This is a genomic window from Aliikangiella maris (assembly GCF_040719265.1).
GTDB classification, from domain to species: Bacteria; Pseudomonadota; Gammaproteobacteria; order Enterobacterales; family Kangiellaceae; genus Aliikangiella; species Aliikangiella maris.
This window is the reverse complement of the sequence record NZ_JBFDAH010000004.1, coordinates 208,044-227,690: the sequence shown is the minus strand read 5'-3', so window position 1 is coordinate 227,690 and position 19,647 is coordinate 208,044. Positions and strand designations below refer to the sequence as shown.

Sequence of the window (19,647 nt, the reverse complement as noted above, 5' to 3'; positions counted from 1 at the left end):
TGCTTTTTAAGATTTCTTCTATTGATTACAAACTGACATATTTTTGCGCTTAATACTTAGATTAAAACCCGCTTGCATATCAGTTTATTATAAAACGTTCAACTAAAAAGTTGAGCAAAATCAATAACTTTAACCACAATTTATTTAGGTTTAATTTTAAATATCCTGGCTAACAAATGGTAAAAAAATATCGATAATCAGCATTTAACTTCGTGTATTTATCAAGCAACTGACTCCCATGGTTGCGACATTTTTCTTGTCATTTCGGCATAATCAAACTGTTGACTCTGTTGATTTTGCTGCCACCAAAATTTTTCGTCGGTAATAAAAATTGTCTTAACCAGATTGCTTCTGGCACAAATGCTAACTCACATTTTCGCTTTTTTAATTTGATTATTTTTATTTTTTAGTCACATTTTTAATAGATAACCAATTTACTTTTCACACATGCAATATCCACGTAATATGTTCTTAAGTTCAACCCATTTGAGTCTGTCCACTTGGTATAGGAAAATCACCAAGCTCCGGTACTGGTTCAAGTAAACTTTTGTCAATTTCTACCATACCCGATTCAAGCGCTACTGAGGTTGTTTCTTCCCACATTCCTCTTTGACCAATATTCAACTGCGTTTTTTGCGTAGTGAGTCGGCGCAACGCAGCGTAAGTATTATAATCAGCCCCACCAACCTGATATCGACCACCTTGTTCTCCATAAACATAAAAACTTGGATTACTTGACCACCACTCTACTTCTCGAGCAAGCAATCCGATATTACGTCCTTGAGTGGCAACATAAACCGTGGTCGAAGATTGCGGCGTTTTAAATTCAGCTTTCCAGGGTTTGTTGCCAAATCGAGTTTGTATGGCAACAGTTAAACCGCCCAGTTTCGGATCAGGTTGTTCCGCAGTTGGTGCTTCACCTCGCCCCTGCATATCAAGTAATGTTTCGGTATTGGTAATCATGTGACGAACATAAGTTTGCATTAATTGCGTCAACAGCGGCACTTCAACCCACCTTTCAGTGGTTTCATTTTCCCAATCGGTATCATAGCCACCGGCTTTCACCAACCACCTGCGCTCAGAAAAACTGCCATCGCCCACCCAAGTAATTGCATCTTGGCCACCATCAATAAAATAAGCGGCAAACTCATCATAGTTTCGAATATTTTGAGCTAAAAATACGCCGAGTCTGAGTACTTGCGCATCAGGCAATGCTGGATCATTATCACTATGAGCAATCCATAGACCATCCCAGCGATCTTCTTTTAATCCTTCAATAACAGTTGCCGGATTACTAAAATAATCATTTGAAAATATCCCCTCATCTACAGCCCCTAAACGTGGCATTACGCCCATTTGGTTCCACCAGGCAATACGTCTTAAAAATGGTGCAACATGTCTGCGACGGCTGGTATTGTGGGCCATTTGATAACTTTGATAACCTTCCATACCAATATTAGCCAGTTCTATACCCGCCAGTAGCCCGCCAACTCCGCGAGCCCCTATTCGGCGTCCCCGCGACATACCAGCTAACGAAACAGTATGACCATTTGGCAAGATATTTTGTTGAAATATATACTGCGCACGCAACCGGCGAAAAGCCACATCCCTGGGTCTTGGTCCGCCTCTTTTGCCATATAAAACACTATCGCGAATAGTCGGATCCATTTGTGAAAGCATATAACTAAAAGCGGTATCAGAATAAGTGCCGTTTCTTAATGCCGCTTCCAAAGCAACTTGTCTAGGCGCTTGATTAATGTTGCGCCGTCGATACTGACGCAAAGTTTCAAATCCAGCAGGCCCAATCATGGTTTCCGCTGGCGTCGTTGCAGGAATGGCAGCCAGTGCACGCTGATAAGCTGCGCCCTGTGTCCCTGCGGTATAGTCACGTGCCCCCGCAGCGGTAGTACCACCGCTGGTTCTAACTCTGGCAGCCGCTTCACTGGCTTGCCGAATACTGCCTCGCAGCGTCTCCATTGAGGTGTCAATTTCACTGATTGTCCTATCCACATCGACACCACGGCCACTAAATACTGAGCGCCAGGCACGTAATGTTGACTTTGACTCATGTAAGGTTTGTAGTCGCTGAATAGCACCAGTCAATGGGCTTTGGATAGTGGTTAACTGTGTCGCTCGGCTACCGTAAGCGGTCACACTATCGCGGGTTGCCGTAACACCCGATGAACCTTCTCCAACGGCTTGTGCACGCTCACTGATCGTGACGTTAATACCCAAGCGACGCATCAATTCGATCGTATCTTGCCTAGTTTGAGAATGCTGCGTTAAATCAGTCTGCACAACCACATTAAGTTGTCCGTTTTTATAGAGCGTTGCATCTAGCATTGCCATTAAGCCGCGAATATCCCCGGTTTCCATACGGCCCGCATGGTGACTGAATCCATTAATTGTAGTGACGCCTCTAAAAAAATCATTAAAACGAGTTGCTCCCATGGCATTACGAAACAGTTCGAGATCATTAAATCGCACATCCCCTAAAGTAATCACCCTGGCACCGTCACTACGACGGGTCACTCGCGTGATAAAGCTGGCGGTATCGACTTGTTTAGCGGTGACTCTTGAACCACTAGATAAATGCTGCATTGCGCCTGGCAGCGATAAGTATTCAATGGTGACATCACCATGAGTTGAACGAGTTAAAGTAAATTCATTGGTACCACTGCGATTTTTGCTGATTTGTCCGGGTACCCAACCGGTCCAGTCACCACCTTGATTGCGCAACTCTCGAATAGCACGCTGTAAATCACGTCGAATAGTGCCGGTAACAAACTCTTGAGGAATGGCAATGCTGCCGGGTGACAGATTAAATTCGACTGCAATACGTGCGATTTCAGAAACATGGTCTCGATGAATATGAATAATTTTCAGTTGCGATATTTCACTTAACCCCATACGCCCCATCAATCCATGTACCTGATCCATATAAATTGCCGCCGTCACTCGAGCCCCACGTCCCGCATCGAGCTGAATGGCTCGACGTGTACCAATTCGAATAAATCGAGAACCTGATGCGCCGGTTGAGGGTACGCCCATAATAGTACCCTGATCAGCCAGTCGTCCATTAACGCCTTGCGCTGCTTCTAGCGTTGACGGTTGATGAGTGAGAATAAAGCCACCAGGTAACAGTGCCCACTGTCCACCCAGATTAAGTAGTGCTAAATGATCACCTGAAGCCTGCCATTCTGACTCATCATTTTCAATCAGCTGCTCTAGCGGATCTCGAAAAACATTGGCTTCACCGACCGATAAAGCACCCAAAGTTTGCTGCACGACGTGAGTGGCTTCATGCGCCATAAGTTGCAAATCGTTGGCACTTTGTCCTGCGCCCAAAAAGATATGGTTATCGGTTGTAAATGCCTTAGCATTAATCGAATTGGCCGCTTGCCGGGCTTGCGGGTTATCATGGACTCTCGCATGACTTAAGTCGGCATTGACGACAGGTTCAATACGCGTACGAATTGACTCACTTAACGGTTTGCCAGCCCCAGGTGAACCAATGGCTTGTGCGGCCTGTTTTGTAACGGGTGCACCGCCATCATGGTGTCTTTTAGGTTGTAGCAATGCTTGTCTTGATCGTCCCGACTCACTGCTGGCAGAATACTTATGTGAAGGTGAGCGATAAGGTGTCAAACGCGGTTTCAGTGCAACCGCTGAATCATTAATGGCGCTTTCAATTTGCTGAGACGGGTTTGTTGCCGTCACTTGCTGCGCGACTTCATCGGCTTGTTTCTCTTGTGGACTGTCGATGGCACCAATCTTGAGCTGCGGTTGAATGAAAGGCGATGGAATATGCGTAGTAAAGCTAGTTTGTGCTTGTTTTGCATGATTCAAAAACAGATGATGAATATAAGCTGGATTGTTCGAGTTAACCAGCGGACTTGCTGCCTCAGTTGTGAGGTGTTGCTTAACTACCGTGTCGGCATTTGCAGTACTGGATTTACGGGCATTACCCGAAGAAGTCACCGATTCGGCATTGGATTGACGATTTGAAGTAATCATAAAACGCTAACACTCCTGACTCAATTCACAACAGCTTTCTACAAGATTTTTACCATAATTATTTTTCAGTTCACCAACTTACTTTACACTCGACATTTTAGTTTTACACCGATCAATTTGCTCTTAAGCTAATCACATTGGTTTTAAACTCAGATTTTCGGTTTCAGACTCAGATTAAAAACAAAACACTTCAATTGATATTCGATTGATTGATAATTGTAAAAATGCTTTAGGTTAATTCAAAATAATCTTACTTTTTAAAAAGTTTAGATATTTTTCATCTTCTTCACCCAATAAATCGAGTTCGGAGCCCATATAGCAACGGGTTAAATGGTCGGCCGCTTTATCCAAATCATTCACTTCATAATAGGCTTGTCCCAAACGCAAATGAATATAAGGGTTACCCAAACCGCCAGGACAAGCCAGCGCATATTCAAGTGTTGAAATCACATGTGCAAAATCTTTAGAATAAAAGTACACATCACCAAGTGCAGTCATAATCCAGGTAGCCGCTTCCCATTCGTGTTGTGGTTCTGGCAACATATCCCATGCTTTTTTATAGTGTTGGTAAGCCTGATTTAAATCATTTTGTTGCATGGCTGAATCCCCTTCACTACACAACTGAGTGATCTGTTCATAGGTCTTTTCATCAAGTTCGAGTTTCAAAATCTTTTCCTTTAATCTTTCATCAATATTATTACTGCTAGATGATTATGCCATTTATCATGAGTTTCATAATTACCAGTACGACCAATAACTACGGCGATATGGTTGGCGGTGGTAAATCAGGTACTACCGGCGGCAAATAGGTTTCGCCCAATCGCGCTCCTGCTGAACGATTGATACTTCGAGGTTGAAACTCATAGTTTGAAGAGTCCAACATAAAAGTTCGTACCGGTTGACTACGCGCGCCGTGAAAACGTCCCACTCGATTCCACCAGCTCACAGCATCGTCAATATGCCCCATATCAATCGTGTGATCAATAGCATACCAATTTCCGTCACTGGCTTGCACCTCGAGTCCGTGACCCGAGCCAGATGAAAATTCAACCGGTTGCCAACTTCCATCAGGTGCTCGCACTTCGAGGCTGCTACTACCGCTAGTGCCCGCGCGTAATTCTCTCGGACCTCTGATTTTACCCTGACCAAACATGCGCCTTAATACTTCTCGACCAGTTCTGGAGTATTTACTGGGAGTTGAGCCCATGTACAGCAAGCGGCGAGAAATACTGGCATGACTGCCTGCCCCAGCAATGCGGTGGTAATGACCATCTAAAAAATAAGAAGTCGTTGGGTTGTCTCGTGCCCACTGTGGTGGACTGGCTCCCGCATCAAGGCGTTGTTGAATAGTTTGCGCCCCTGCGGGTAGTTCAACATCGGGTGCGGCCAGTCCTGGCGACGCTGTTGAAGCGGTTGATGTTGCAGCGGATGGTGTACCCGATGCCGATACCGTCGACGATGGCGGTGGTAAATCGGGCACCGTCGTTGAAGTGCTGGGTAAATCAACCGGTGTATCGCCGGTGGCTGCCGAAGCAGGCACATCTGGAGCACCGGATGCTGGGACATCAGCAGTCAATCTTGGAGTCCCATCAGCATCGGCGTCCAGTCGAACACGACCGTTTGGTCCGGCACTGATATCTCGCGCGCCACTAGCGACACCAAACAGCATCACTCCGCCCGTTAAAACCCCTGTTAGTACTAACCTTGTTAATGCCGCATCTCGCTCTCCGGGTGGCAATGATGAGTTATTTTTCAACGCATTGTATTGCGCTAAAAATTGTCCGGTTACCGCAAATACTTGAATCAAATTAACCGAAAAATCTACCACCTTGGCTCGAAACAAATAACGTCCGGCCAACAACGCGGCGTTGGCCAGTCGCGTTCCAGCCTGAGCCGAAATACTGGCTATTTTGCCCATGCCTAGAGTAAAAATTGATGCGATATCGGCGGCAATACTTATCCCACCGATCACCAAGTCACCCGTAGTCAACATGCCATGCTGCGACCGCTCGTGCCAACCAGCAAGTGTAGAACCAATACTCGCAGCCGCAGCCAAACCAAACGCCAGCGGCACACCGGCGGCACCGGCGGTAAATAAAATTAGCCCCAAGACTGCCAGCGCAATGCCTAAAGCCGCCAAAAAGCTCGACACAGTCCAGGGTTCTGTTGTTCTGAGTGACCAGATTCTGCCACTTGGCATAGTCCAATAAAGTTTTCCCTTTGAAAAACGCAGTGCTGAATTCAATTGCTCAAACAAAGCCGTTGGCGGATCGACCTGCCTGCCTGCAGCCAGAGCGGATGCATCAGTATCACTGATTGGCTGAGTATTCGAACGCCGATCACTGGCCATTAAGTCTTCGAGTACCCAGTTATTACCTTGTCGATACAAATAAAACTGCCAGGGAATTGCTTTTGCCACGTTGTCAGTTTGGCCATCGTCCCGGCGGACATCCATGAATTGATCTTCTGGATAAAATACCGCTGGTATGCGCACGGCATCTTCATGACGGCGTTGCAGGTCCTGCTGTCGGCTGAGTAATGACTGAAAATATTCAAATCCCTGACGAGCCTGCGAATTTGCAGGTAATCGATAAGTCAGTAAACCGTCCATTGATGCCGTTGAGTGAGCAAAATCCTGCAATACTGCTCGCCAGTCGGCATCAACCTGAGCGGCATAAACCCGGCGTAATCTAGCTCGCAACTCAGCCACAATTGACGCGGGTGCACGATAAGGCGGCGAAGGACGCGGAAAACTGATCGACATACCAGCGCAAAATGCACGCTCCCCCGGTTCTCCTATTGGTGAAGAACGCATTGCACTTTGTTGCGCGCGCCAGCTTTGCATATCTGATTCGTATTGTGTCTGCTCTTGTTCTGCGCGTGTCCGTTGACGTGATTCAGTATCGCTAACAAACGGAATAAGATAGGTATAAAAGTCAGCCATCGCCCGACGAGGCACTTCGACATCAACATCTGAAACATTTTCTGTCAGTAAATCGGTATTAATCGCTACGGTACTTTGCTGAGCCGCAGCCCAACTGGACTGTAATTCAGGATTACTCATTTCAACCAGCATGGCAACGCGCTGCTGGGTCAGCATACCTTGGGTGCGTCCCATTTCACCACTGAGTGTTGTTTGCTGTCCGCGTAATGTGCCACGGAACTCTCTGTCTCGAGAGCTGGTCCAGCGGTCACGCGTCTGCCTTTCCCGTTGCAATTGCTCATAAACCATTCGCCCCATTGTCTCAGCGTATCGATCCGCAATCGGTCCATCAGGTAAACGAGAAATTAAATTAAGTGGTGGTAAATTTTGCTGTTGAACCACATGGGTTGCTTCGTGAGCCATTAAAGGTAGATCAAACGGGCTTTGTCCTGCGCCAAGAAAAATATGGTTTTGATGGGTAAAAGCCTTCGCATGTAATGTTTGCGCAGCTCGATTAGCCTGACTGTCGTTGTGCACTTTTGCCTGCGACAAATCAGCACCAAGTACAGGCTCTACTCGGTTTTTCACCACAGATGGAATACTCATTCCCCCAACGGGCGATCGTATCGTATTTAGTGTTAATGCAGTGGCTGAATGTGCTACTCCCCCGCCGTCAACGCCGATACTGCTCACAGATTGTTGCTTTTTAGCGAGTTTTGGCGAAATTTTACGTTGCAAATACTGACGAGGCAAATAAGCAGCAGAGGTTGGCGCTACCTGATTGCATGTCGGTAAACCTACAGCGATTTTGTTATTGCTTAGTGCCGATTCTTGAACAGCCACCTGAGCCGCAACTTGGTCCGCCTGCTTTTCATATTCGTCATCAGGTGCACCAATCATCAATTTTGTTTGCACTATCGGTGAGTTCAGTTCTTCATTATCTTGTTCCTCAACAATTGCTCCGTTGTCCGTTGCATTGCTTTGCGGTTTGCGTTGAACAACCTTTTGATTACCATGAGATGCAGTATTTACTGATGTTTGGTTAGTTGGCAAAATTGTTTTTTGAAAATTTTTCGTACTTGCCGGGGCGCTGGTATTTGAAGGTATATTTGTATTGGAAAGTGTATTTGTATTGGAAAGTGTATTTGTATTGGAAAGTGTATTTGTAGAATTTTCTATTTGACTATTGGTAAATTGGCTATGAGCAAATTGAGCATTGGCAATTTGAGTATTAGTAGCTTGCGAAGCCAGGCCAGTTCGTTTTAAAAATATGGGTAATGTAGCTATTGACTCTGCATTATCAATATCAGACTCAACCGTTGAATGAAAAGATATATTATTAAGTAAAGCTTTTTGCTGATTCGCTTGTTTTGAATTTAAGTTTCGCTCTGATTGTTCAATTGATGTCTGATTTTTTTTCGAATTAAAATGCTTTAGACTATTTTGCTGATCACTCGACTTTGATTTCTTTTGACTAAAGCTCATTTGATATTATCCTGTCGTCGATTGCATTTTCATTCATAGTGTTCACATTCAATGAATGAGTTGCGCGAGCTCGGGAGAAATCTGTTTTCCCAGCTTTCGATACTCGATAGTTAACGCCTGAATAATATGTGACAACTGAATTGGCGTGCTCTCACTTTTTGCCAACACGGCAGCCGCTAACACCGCATTGCGAATATGTCCGCCGGTTAAATCACTTTTAACCGCAACCTGATTAATTTCTTTAGTCGTTAATTGGTGATGTGTGCCCAGATGCTTTAACCAAATGGCTCGACGCGTCGATGGCTCAGGATGAGCAAATTCAATGATGGCATCTAAGCGTCTAATAAACGCTTCATCAAATCGGGTTTTACTATTGCTGGTCAGCAATACGATACCTTTATAGGATTCGATTCTTTGTAATAAATAGTTGGTTTGGGCATTAGCAAATCGATCATTGGCATCTTTAACATCGGTGCGTTTACCGAACATTGAATCTGCTTCATCAAACAGTAAAATAATTTCATCTTTTTCTGCTTGAGTGAGTAACTTCGCGAGATTTTTTTCTGTCTCACCAATATATTTACTGGTTACTGATGCCAAATCCACCCGGTATAAAGGCAATCCTATTTCACTCGCCAACCAGCTTGCCGCCAATGTTTTTCCCGTACCTGAAGGACCAACAAGCAGCCCTTTCACTCCCATTTGATAACGAGCATTAAACGTAATACCAAGGTTGTCAGCCAAATGCTCGCGGTACATACAACGCTGTTTCAATAAATCAAGCTCTTGGCGGGTTTGTTTCCGTACAACCAAAGCTTCACTGTCCACCTGAAAACGAATTGGTTCAGCCAGCCCACTCATCGGTCCCCCGTCATTTAACCAGGCGACACTTCGAATATCTGACAATTCAATGTACTCTCGCTGTGCAATCCTTGCCTGATGCTGCGCTAATTGACCTAATGTTTCAATTCGCGAAGCCGCATGAATATGATCACAAGAAAGCTTGTCCACCAAAGCAGTATCCGTAATATATTTTGACCAAAGTAGTTTTCTCTCCTGCTGGTTTGGATAAGGAATCTGCCAATGGATGATTTGTCCTGAATCACATGCAAAAAATTCATCAACACCAGCAATAACAATTATCGGTCCTTGAAAACCAACAATTTCTGGCAGTTTTTTATTTTCCGGGAGATTATTTTCTAAAATCAATACTGGTAATAAATGGTGACAGTTGAGTAACACAGCAATCCCATCATGCGCTTGTTGCCAATTATGAATAAGTAACATTTGTTGTCTTAAATGTTCGCTGATAATTAGTGCCGCAGTAACTGCCTCTTGGCGTGCAACACTGTGAATAACTAAAATGCCTTCAGAAAAATGCGCCAGTGCAGCTGCCTGAATTTGTGCCTGATGTACAACTGACTGACTTAATCCCTGCATGTTTGACCAACAATTGAGTCTTTCAGTACCCGGCCAAGTTGCACTTTGCTGAGTGAGAGCAATCGCTAAGTTTAGCGGCGTAATAACTGATTGTTCGGGCAAAGGTAAATCAGATTGCAAACATTTCAATAATCCCAGTTGAAATGCACGCCCTTGAATGAGCTGACTAATCGAATGACTAGCAAAACTATTCAACATGGAAACATGACTCGACTCCGGCCATATACCGGCAAATACCGTATTGAGCAATCCTAAAGTTGGTCGAGAAAAAGCGAGTGGCTTTTGCAAGCAAGCCAGTATTCTTCCAGTAATAACATCAAACTCGACCATAAGGGTGAGACTGACAGTTAACATTTCAATTGGGGTTAAACCAAGTTTTTTAAGCGCAGCAATAAAATAGCTATCTTCGGCATTAGGCGCAGCAATATAGTCTTCAATAAATTCAGACCAGGAATGGTTGTTTAGCAAAGGCTCGAAATAAAGTGTGTATTGATACAGAAAATTGATTTCATCTGAAATCTGGTGATGATTATTTGAAACTGGTATTGATGCATTTTGGGTAGCAGGACAATCGATTTCATCTGAAGCTTGCTCTTGACTCAGGTTTTTGCGCTTTAATAACAGAAGTATTTCATCTGACAACAAACCCGCCAACAATCCATAAACGATAGTTTTCATTGTTAAACTCATTGAGCTTTCCTGCTGCGCATAACTTTCTGCCTGGTCAGACTGATTGTTTACACAATTCGGTTCTTCTTGTGGCGTCAATAACGCTTGATCGATTTGATTTTGAGGATTCTGCATAGTTTCGCCTTAATCCTGATAATGAATCGTGACAACTTTACCAAGCCAATTAACCCATCCTGGGTTAATATCGAAACCGGCCAGTCGTATCGCAAGATTTAACTGTGAAAAGTCGTAAAGCACGTCAACATGAGTTTGTGTGAAAGCAATTTTTCCTTGCCGCTTAATCAACCATTTAGCCGATTTTCCCAATTTTTGGCGAATAGAAAATAAAATATTTTTTATCCAGTGGTACATAATTTGCTGACCACTTGCAGTCGTCGAAAGCGGTTGCTCTTTAATGACTTGACGCCATAATTTAGGTAATGCATAAATATAATCAGTTTGTAACAATATGGGTTCAATAGATTGCGTTTGAGGCGACTGTCGTTGAAAATAAAGATGCTCAGTATTAAACCAAGCAATAGCGGGATCGATAGAGTCAATAGACAAATGCCGCGAAAAGTAATGAATAATCGCGCCAGGCAGCCAATATAGCATTGGATATTTCTCAATAAATGTTCCCATCGATAGCTGGTTCATTATTTGAATCAACAATGGAAGTCCGGCAAATTCAGTTGACTTGGGCATACCATCAGTGAAATTTTTCTCAATCGCAATATATAATGGTTTTTTATCTCGGTTATCTAAGCCTGAATAATGATAAGACGGCGCTCGATTTTCTTTGTTAGAAACAATTCCTTTCAGTTCATGAGTGGTCGACTGATTGGGCAGACTGATTGATGAATTTTGATATTGATTATCTGAATCTATTATTGCCTCTTGAACCTGCGGCCAAGCAATTTGATCATGACCTGGTTCAATTTTATTTGACGAATTGCCAAGTGAATGATCAGACTGGCTATCATGAGATGACATTTTAATTTGATCACACTCACGGTGACTCATATTTTGCTTGATAAAATCATTATTAGGATAATATTTATCAGATCGATGAGTATTTTTCTCAGTGATGATATGACCAGTAACTTTATCTTTTAATAAATCGAGTTCGTACCAATCAGGCTTATTTTCGAGCCGCTGCAAAAGATGAATTGCCTCTTGTTGCTGAGAGACATCCATTTTGTATATTCCGCCAGTTTCCTGACTGGTATTTGAAGCCAAGTAAAAATCAATCACTCGCCATGTTGCCAAAGATGATTTTAATTGCTGTGCAATGTAACACACACTAATATGACTCACTCTTTGAGATGCCATTATGCATAGCCAGTTTAATCGCTCATCAGTCATCAAGCATCGTGGCATTAAACCACTAAATAACTTACACCAACTCGTTGAAAATTGACTGCTTAATTGTTGATTTATTTGATGCTTAAGTTTAATCATTTGTGTCGTGAAATTGTTTGTGCTCAACATGTCATCATTAGCTTGCATTTTTGATAACAGGTTTGCTAGCAAAGTAAGCGGCCGACTCGCCAATTGATAATCAGGATTAAAATCTATGGGTGAATGTTGCTGGTTATACTTATCCATCCACTGTTTGACAGACTCAGTTTTAAGATGCGCCCATAGGTTTTGTACAGTTTGGTGCTCAAGCAAACTCTCAAAAACCCGACCCATTGCATGTAACGCATTCTCTCTTTTAACCAATTGTAACATGCAAAAATTGAGCATTTCCTCTGTTGAAAAATCTGGTTGCCAATGTGGTTTAAATATACTTTTCCAGTACCATGCCGTTAGTTTTTTTTGATGACAGCTTGCTCTAAGTAAAATTTCAAATGGCACAATATCATCGGCAAACTTGACACATTCAACCGAAGAATAATCAATATTTGGCCAGCTGATATCTTGAGGAAAAAGCTTTAATGACTGTTGGTCAATATGATAGCTAATTTGTGTTACCCCAAAATTCTTGGCCACTTTATCCAAAATTAATTGTTTAACAATAATGAGCGAAAACGAAGAAAGCCTTGGCAAACTGGCTGTGGCTAGTGCATCAGTTAGCTTTACTCGTAACGCATTAGCCTGAGCAGTATCTGGTGCTCGGATAGTTAACTTATTAACTTGTCGATAGTTCAAAAAACTCTCGCTTAAATTTTAGTTATTTTAATCGTTATATTATTTGAAATTCGCATTTAATTTCTTCTTTTCTATGCAACCCTTTAAAATAATTTTAGTTTTTTCTCGTTTACACTTTTTGTAAAAAACGCGCCTGTGCGCCACTATCAATATCAAATCGTTGATCGTTATTTGTTGATTGCAATACTTTAACTCGGGCAGACTGGGCAACGATATCCTCTACGATAGCCTGTACCACCATATTTTGACCTTGATAAATGGCGACCTTCATACCAACTTTAGGCCGTCCTTTATTGACAATTAAATCAAACATATCACCTATTTTTCCTTTAACCGGTTTAGGCAAGTGTCCGCTGATAATACTGCTAACTGGTGCATGACTGGCAAGCAAAATACAAACCCTCACGAGATCATTCATTAAATTCAAAGCGTCACTATAAGTTTGATCTACTCGACTAAATAACCAATCAACAAACCCTTGAAGTTCACGCTGTAATTCAAACGGTACACCTCCCCAGCCATCTAGAATCGATAAGTCGCCGAGTAGCACAGGTTGATCAAAAATACTGATTTGATCGGCCCACTTAAGTCGAAGTGCAGGTTCAATTTGGGCTAAACGATAATTCAAGCAAACCGCAACATCTTCTAAGTTTTCCATTCCTTGTATTGCTTTACGCGCCACACTTGAGGTTGCTTTTCCCGCATCAATAAGGTCAGCCAGAGACAAAGAGTCATTTGCTTTTTCAGTGGTTTCTTTCCATGAAAAACCAGCGAGATGCTGCTCATTTAAATGCATTTTCTGGGAGAATGTATTTTTTCTGATTTCATATGCAGACTGCATAACTTTATTAATCGACAAGCCATACTTTTGCGGTGTATAACTGGCTAGCTGATTAGTCGTTAATGCTTTTTCAAGCTGACTTAATTGTAACTGGGCACGTTTAGCCGCATACGCCATAATTTGGGCAATACGTTCTGGTCGCTTGATTTGCTTAATTAAGGGCTTGGCATAATTAAGCCACTTCAGAGGAACTTCGCGAAATAAGTCCAGCATTTCGGCTAATTCTTCTGTTGCTTCATAGTCTTCTTTTAGACATGCGGGCACCGGATTTCGATATTGCGCAAATAAAGGCTTACTGATTACATTCTCACGTAATGATACCATTCTCGGTCTGACAAATATTATTTGGTTAACCTGCGTTGCCAAGGTTTTCTTGCGGCGTAAATTAATCTCATTAACTCGCATTTTTTCTTCTTCATAAAGTGACCGAGTAACCGCTAAATCATGTCGATATTCAGCCAGCTTATCATTAATTGCACTCAATAGTTTTTGCCAAGCGGTTTGTACCGGAATTGATTCCCCAAGGCTTCTTTTTATTTCAATCAGTGCTAATTCATAAATGCCTGCGCGTTGTTCAACTAGACGTAAAGTAGCAACCGCTTTTTCTAATGAGGCAATACCAGCCGAAAAGTAATCGGCTTCATCCGCATCAACAGGCTCAGGGTCAAATATTCCAGAGCGGGTAAGATACGCAAGATCAGGGTGAGTTAAATCAATGACACTCCGTTTAGTGGGCATATCCTGTACCAACTTGATCAGTTTTTCCAATTTTAATAATTCATCACTATGTAATTGTTTTCTTTCAATCGCGGTAAGGGCATAAACTCGAACGACGACATCAACGCTTCCTTTTGAAGTACGATTTAAAAATGCGTTTTTAACATTAAGTTTATTTACCGTTTCCGAATTTTGAATTTTTTCTATCGCATCAAGAATGGCTTGATATTCAACTAACGTAATAATCGCAAACTCATTCGTATCAAGTGTTATCGTCAAACCACTTAAATCAATTGGAATTTGGCTTAAAGACTCATAGACCGATGCTTTAGTGCGTACTGCATTATTTCGCAATTGTACACTGGGTGATTGATAAACTCGTTCTTTTAAGCCTAAGTTGCGCAATGGCTCGATTGGCGTATAAATTTTATCAAAAACGTTTTTATACTTATCTTGAATTAACTGATATTCAGGTTGAATCAGCAGTCCACTGTCGATGGTGGCAACTTTATTGAAGTCGATGGCAAATTGGCTATCTGCGCTAGTGGCTTGTTTGTCGCCTGTAAAACGTTGATTGTCAGACTTGGTTCTCTTTTCGGTAAATCCTTGCTCGCTACCAAAATCATAAGGATAGTTAGCACGAGCTATTCGAGCATAGTCATGATTATCGCTTGATGCGCGTTTAAAAATATCAGTACTATCTTGATTATCGGATATAGCCGCAGTTGGTTTATCGCTATTTTTTGCATTTACTTCCGTTGTATCGGCTTCGGTCACACCAGTTTCCAGTGAAGCATGACTTGCTACAGCCATCTCATCAAAGTTTTGGTAATCATCCGTTACCCGCTTTACTGTAGATGGGCTTGGAGCCCCCACTACCGCTTGCTTAAAAAACAAATTAATGTTTTTTGCAGTTGGTTCGCTAAGCTGCCCCTTTAGAATATTGGCCAGTGCAGGTGAAGTTGATAAACGGCTGGCTTTTTCATTGCCCAACAAAGCTTGACGCAAACGATATGATTCAGCCTGTAACTGCATAAAGCCCGAGTCCAGGTGATCATTAGTTTTTTCAATTTGCTCAGTGTAATGTTTAGCTAAATGAATTAGCCCCTTAAATTTTTGTTTCATCAGAATCGATGGGTGGAATTGCTTTTTTTCCTGATCAGACCAAAAGTTCATATTTTTATCAATCCAATCATATAGGTTTTGCAAAATATCAAGCGTCTGCTGTGAAAACTTTTCATCATCATTCAGTTGATAATCATCAACTATCACATTCGGGTCTGATTCATCAGGCAACGCTTCATTGTCCTGTTCGGTGAAAATAATGATATTTTGCGGATCAATCATGCCTTGTACAATCTGAGCCATTTGCTGAATTTGCAAACGATGCTCTTTTTCTATCTTGATTTTAGCCACAAGCTTTTTTAACGTTTGAATAAAAACCGGATCAACGGTTTCGCCGAATAACAATTCTGCTTCATAAAAAGCTTGTGGAACTGGTACATAAATTTTTACACGGTCGGGCTGATAAAGGTCAAAGCAATTTAATGATGCGCAGGCTTCTAGAATCACTTCCACTTCTTCAATTGGTACTGGCGCCGCTTCAATTCGAAACTGACTAGGAAAGAACTCACACACTCGATTTTCAAAGTCAACGGCATCTCTCGGTAAAAAACCCATCGGAGGCAAGTAGCGAAAATGCGCAATGGCAGGATAAATTGATTGTTGCTCATTAATTAATGTTTGCAAATGCTCAGTAAATCCCTGAATTCTCGCCTGCCACAGAAAAGGTGTGCCATTCTGCCAATTTTTGGGCATTACACTCAGTGGCGCTCCCCCTTGGCGAATCACTGCAAAACGATCAATAAAAGCAACTTCTCCGCCAGGTAAAATCTGACTTAATCCAAGCGGAACACCGATTTCTTCCCAAGGCGCAATAAAAGAAGGGTCATTTTGTTGCTTTTGATAAATCAGATAACTAAGCGTATTTCTCAGTAATGCCGGTTCAACATCTGGTAATGGTGCGAATGATTCAGGCCACGGAAACCATAACAGGCGCGCACCATCGGTGTAAAGCTGATCATCAAAAGCATAGCTTTCGACATCTTGTTGACAAGTATTATTCCGATCAACCAGCATATCTTCTGCTTTTATCGGCTGTAATAAAAAAATACCGACACCTTCGATAACCTGCTCAATAGATTCAGGTGAGTTGACTGACGGTATTTGATTAACAGCAATCTGACGGCGCTGATTGACTGCGATATCATCGCCATAATGGGTAACACCAATACCGGCTGTTAATTCAATATGCCAGATATCTTGCAGACTTTCGTCCGCTTGTCTGACAGGCAATAATCGGGCAGAAAGCGTTAACCCATCGATAATACCCGCAGACAACTGACGACCAAATAACGCCAGATGTTGATCGTGATGCTTCACTTCAATATCCATGGCAGCTTTAGTCAGTGTTCGTCCACTCACATAATTTAGTCGCCGCAAAGTAATTTCGTTACTGGCCAATCGATTAGATATTTCTGGTACAACGTCAATCACCCGTTCAGAATCCAACCACTGTGGCACCTTGTGCAAGCTCATTGTTGTAATTCCTTCATTTTACTTTTAATAAATTTTGCCAAAGTGGTTGGTGTTTGTGGTTTATCACCACTGACTCTGGATTTAATTTCTTCCGCAAAGTTGATCAAGGATTCTTCTGGTAAATGTTGCGCAACATAATCTAGTTCGGGGGTACTCTTACTCAAGGCCAGTGCAATTGTTGCTTGTTGGTCTAATTGCATCATGGGTTCTATTTTACGAATCCCTTCGCCAACATTTTGTTGGGTAAAGCGATCATTGATTCGATTAACAGCTTGTTCACTCAATCTTTTTTCTGCTTTATACTCAAGTAACGCACTGCGCATTAATAATTCTGACTGTGTAAACTTAGGTATAGTTAATAGGCGCACCATATTCATGTCGGCAGCAGCGCTACCTTTTATTTTTAAATGGACAAAATCATCATATAATCCCAAATCAGTTAAGTAACGACGCATTTCAGTTTCGTCGCCGAATTCATCGGCTAGAATATTAACAGCTTTACCGGCAACCTCTTCCTTGTAGCTTAAATGCCTACGCCGAACAAACCAGATGTTTTCATGCACACCAAGTAAACTTTGCCAGTCAACTTCATTGAGTTGTGCAATCACATTATCTGATGGCTGAATATACTCGGGTAGCTTACGCTGAATTTTACTTAATCGTTCTCTAGGTGACATTGTTGATACAGCTCGTTCAATGCGTGTTTTGTTTAATATTTTTGCGGGCACCTGTTTTTTGAGGCTGTTTAAAACACTATTAAACTGAATTCGTGGTACAGGTATTAAAATCATCACTGCCGTCGCATCAATTTGCTTTGCGTCGGCATCCAATTCAATTGGTGGTAGTAATAGACTTTCTTCAATAAGCGGAGCGACTTCATCATCAGGAATCACCGAGATTTCCACATCCATTTTGTCAGGGAAAAAATATTGGGTGCTGGATTGGATATCAATACAGGCGGTTGGCATTTGTCCAGCTGATGGTAATGACAAAAAATAATCACTTGCCGCAAATCGCGAATCATTACTGCCACGCTGTTGTAAAATATCAAAATACATTTGTTGATATTGTTTAAAATGCGCATGACGCAGTCCGCGAGGCGCAATTCCTAAACCGAGGACATCACTAAATGCACTACCCATTTCTCGCCGAGCCAAATGATTATCGATCCACTTTATCAGTCCATTATTAATTTGGATCAATGCTAGTGGTAACGTATTTGGTGGAATTTCAAGTGATTCCTGTCGATTAAACAAGCTATCTGCTAACTGCGCTCTGACCGATGCACCATTGGCAAAGTGGCTGAAGTTCTGTTTTATTTCGATCAGACTAAGTGCGGTTGCTTCAATAATATCACCATCATGAAACTGACGTTTTTCGCCGATATTGTCTGGATACGCAGCAATAGGATTAGCGGTATATTCCAATGGTCTAAGTACCACCAAATAAATGCCATTTAAACTGCGCAGAGGTGCTTTGGGTGACTGGCTTAATCCTAACTTAATATTTAATTGGCGAATGTGAGTAATGTTACTCAATTGAATATTAAGTAGCTGGGCAATAACCACTCGCTCCCCCTGTTCAGTCACCCCAAATCCCGGTGTGATAGTTAGGCGATTATTTTCTCCATCCATACTCACCATTAATCCTTCTACCACGCCGGTACCGGTGGCAATTGACAAGTCAGCTTGGCGTGTCAAAAAATATTCTGTCTGTCGATTAAAGTCAGCCGCTCGAGCAAAACGCCCGTCAAACCATAGCGGCCGAACACGTTGTGAATCGAGAAAAACGGTGTTGGCAGCGTTTAGCGAGGTAAGTTCATCAATATCAATTTTCTCGCGCTTTGAGTGGTATTTATCAATTGCCATAGTCATTATTCTCCCGCTTGTTGAATCCAGCTCAGTTCATGAGTTGAATAAACAAACCTTCTCAGTTGATTATCAAAGTGAATTGATAAAGAATCGTTGTAAGTCACAGGTTCAGTCGTTGCGGGAATGCGCAATCGAGCTAAAAAAACTTCACTGCCATCTTGATCTTGCAAGTGTTCCTGATCTTTGTTGAGCTGACCATCGATGGTGCTCCACTGTGTATTTTCACGCCAGCCAAAATCAAGTTTAAAGTTTTCAACTGCCGACTTTCTTTGTAGTTTAGAATTTCCGGTTAAATCAGCAATACCTTTGTTAGGCACAGGAATATTTTCAATACCATCATCACGAATACGTAATTCCAATTTGAAAGCATCACGCATTCTGGCAAAGGTAAATGCATCAGTTACCTCTTGATTGCCATGACTGAACGCAGGTGTTTTACCACGTTCACAAATTGCAAACTTAATAAATAAATCGACAACGATACCTGCGGGTATTTCCCCGTCTGCTTCTCGAAAAGCTTGTGACATTCGCGTGAGTCCCAAGCTGGATTGCAGTTGTGCATTGAACCAGTCAGCAATATTGAGGCAGTAATTTTGAGGAACTTCGATCATACGCCCAAGACGATCAATTGCCAGTCCTGGCTCGATCACTAAAGTGGTAATATCATCAGGCTTTTCTCGAACCTTTAATCCCGCAACCGTACCTGAACCATGCAAATAAGCGAGTAATCTTGAAAGCCTTCCGCGGTGATATGTTTGCTCTGCTTTAAAATCTACTTCATCGAGCAGCACGCCGTTTTCATAGTTCACCCGGTCAGGGGGGATATTGTGCATTAGCGGATCATCAAAACGTACACTCATTGGTTTACTCCGTAATTTTACAAGCTGTAAAGCACGAATCGCTCTTCTGACTGTTTAAGAGAGCGATTAAAT

8 protein-coding genes are annotated in these 19,647 nt (G+C 42.3%); all 8 read right to left on the bottom strand.

Annotation, left to right across the window (positions count from 1 at the left end; translation table 11 throughout):
* Nucleotides 1-477 precede the first annotated feature (477 nt).
* Nucleotides 478-4,017 carry an eCIS core domain-containing protein gene (locus tag ABVT42_RS05315; RefSeq protein ID WP_353873782.1) on the bottom strand — a complete coding sequence of 1,180 codons (3,540 nt, stop codon included), beginning with the start codon at nt 4,015-4,017 and terminating at the stop codon, nt 478-480.
* Between the two features lie 234 nt (nt 4,018-4,251).
* Nucleotides 4,252-4,683: a tetratricopeptide repeat protein gene (locus ABVT42_RS05310; RefSeq protein ID WP_353873783.1), complete on the bottom strand. Its 432-nt coding sequence runs from the start codon at nt 4,681-4,683 to the stop codon at nt 4,252-4,254.
* A gap of 91 nt (nt 4,684-4,774) precedes the next feature.
* On the bottom strand, nt 4,775-8,425 hold the full coding sequence (locus ABVT42_RS05305; RefSeq protein ID WP_353873784.1) for an eCIS core domain-containing protein: 3,651 nt from the start codon (nt 8,423-8,425) through the stop codon (nt 4,775-4,777).
* A 48-nt stretch (nt 8,426-8,473) separates the two neighbouring features.
* Nucleotides 8,474-10,669 carry an ATP-binding protein gene (locus ABVT42_RS05300; RefSeq protein WP_353873785.1) on the bottom strand — a complete coding sequence of 732 codons (2,196 nt, stop codon included), beginning with the start codon at nt 10,667-10,669 and terminating at the stop codon, nt 8,474-8,476.
* Nucleotides 10,670-10,678: 9 nt separating this feature from the next.
* Nucleotides 10,679-12,688: a hypothetical protein gene (locus ABVT42_RS05295; protein ID WP_353873786.1), complete on the bottom strand. Its 2,010-nt coding sequence runs from the start codon at nt 12,686-12,688 to the stop codon at nt 10,679-10,681.
* Nucleotides 12,689-12,797: 109 nt separating this feature from the next.
* A complete protein-coding gene (locus tag ABVT42_RS05290; RefSeq protein WP_353873787.1) occupies nt 12,798-16,844 on the bottom strand; it encodes a hypothetical protein in 4,047 nt (1,348 codons plus the stop codon).
* Nucleotides 16,841-18,712 (bottom strand): hypothetical protein, encoded by a 1,872-nt coding sequence (locus ABVT42_RS05285; RefSeq protein WP_367023466.1) that lies wholly within the window; start codon nt 18,710-18,712, stop codon nt 16,841-16,843. Before ABVT42_RS05285 ends, ABVT42_RS05290 begins: the two co-directional genes overlap by 4 nt.
* A 5-nt stretch (nt 18,713-18,717) precedes the next feature.
* On the bottom strand, nt 18,718-19,575 hold the full coding sequence (locus tag ABVT42_RS05280) for a hypothetical protein (RefSeq protein ID WP_353873789.1): 858 nt from the start codon (nt 19,573-19,575) through the stop codon (nt 18,718-18,720).
* Between the last annotated feature and the right edge of the window lie 72 nt (nt 19,576-19,647).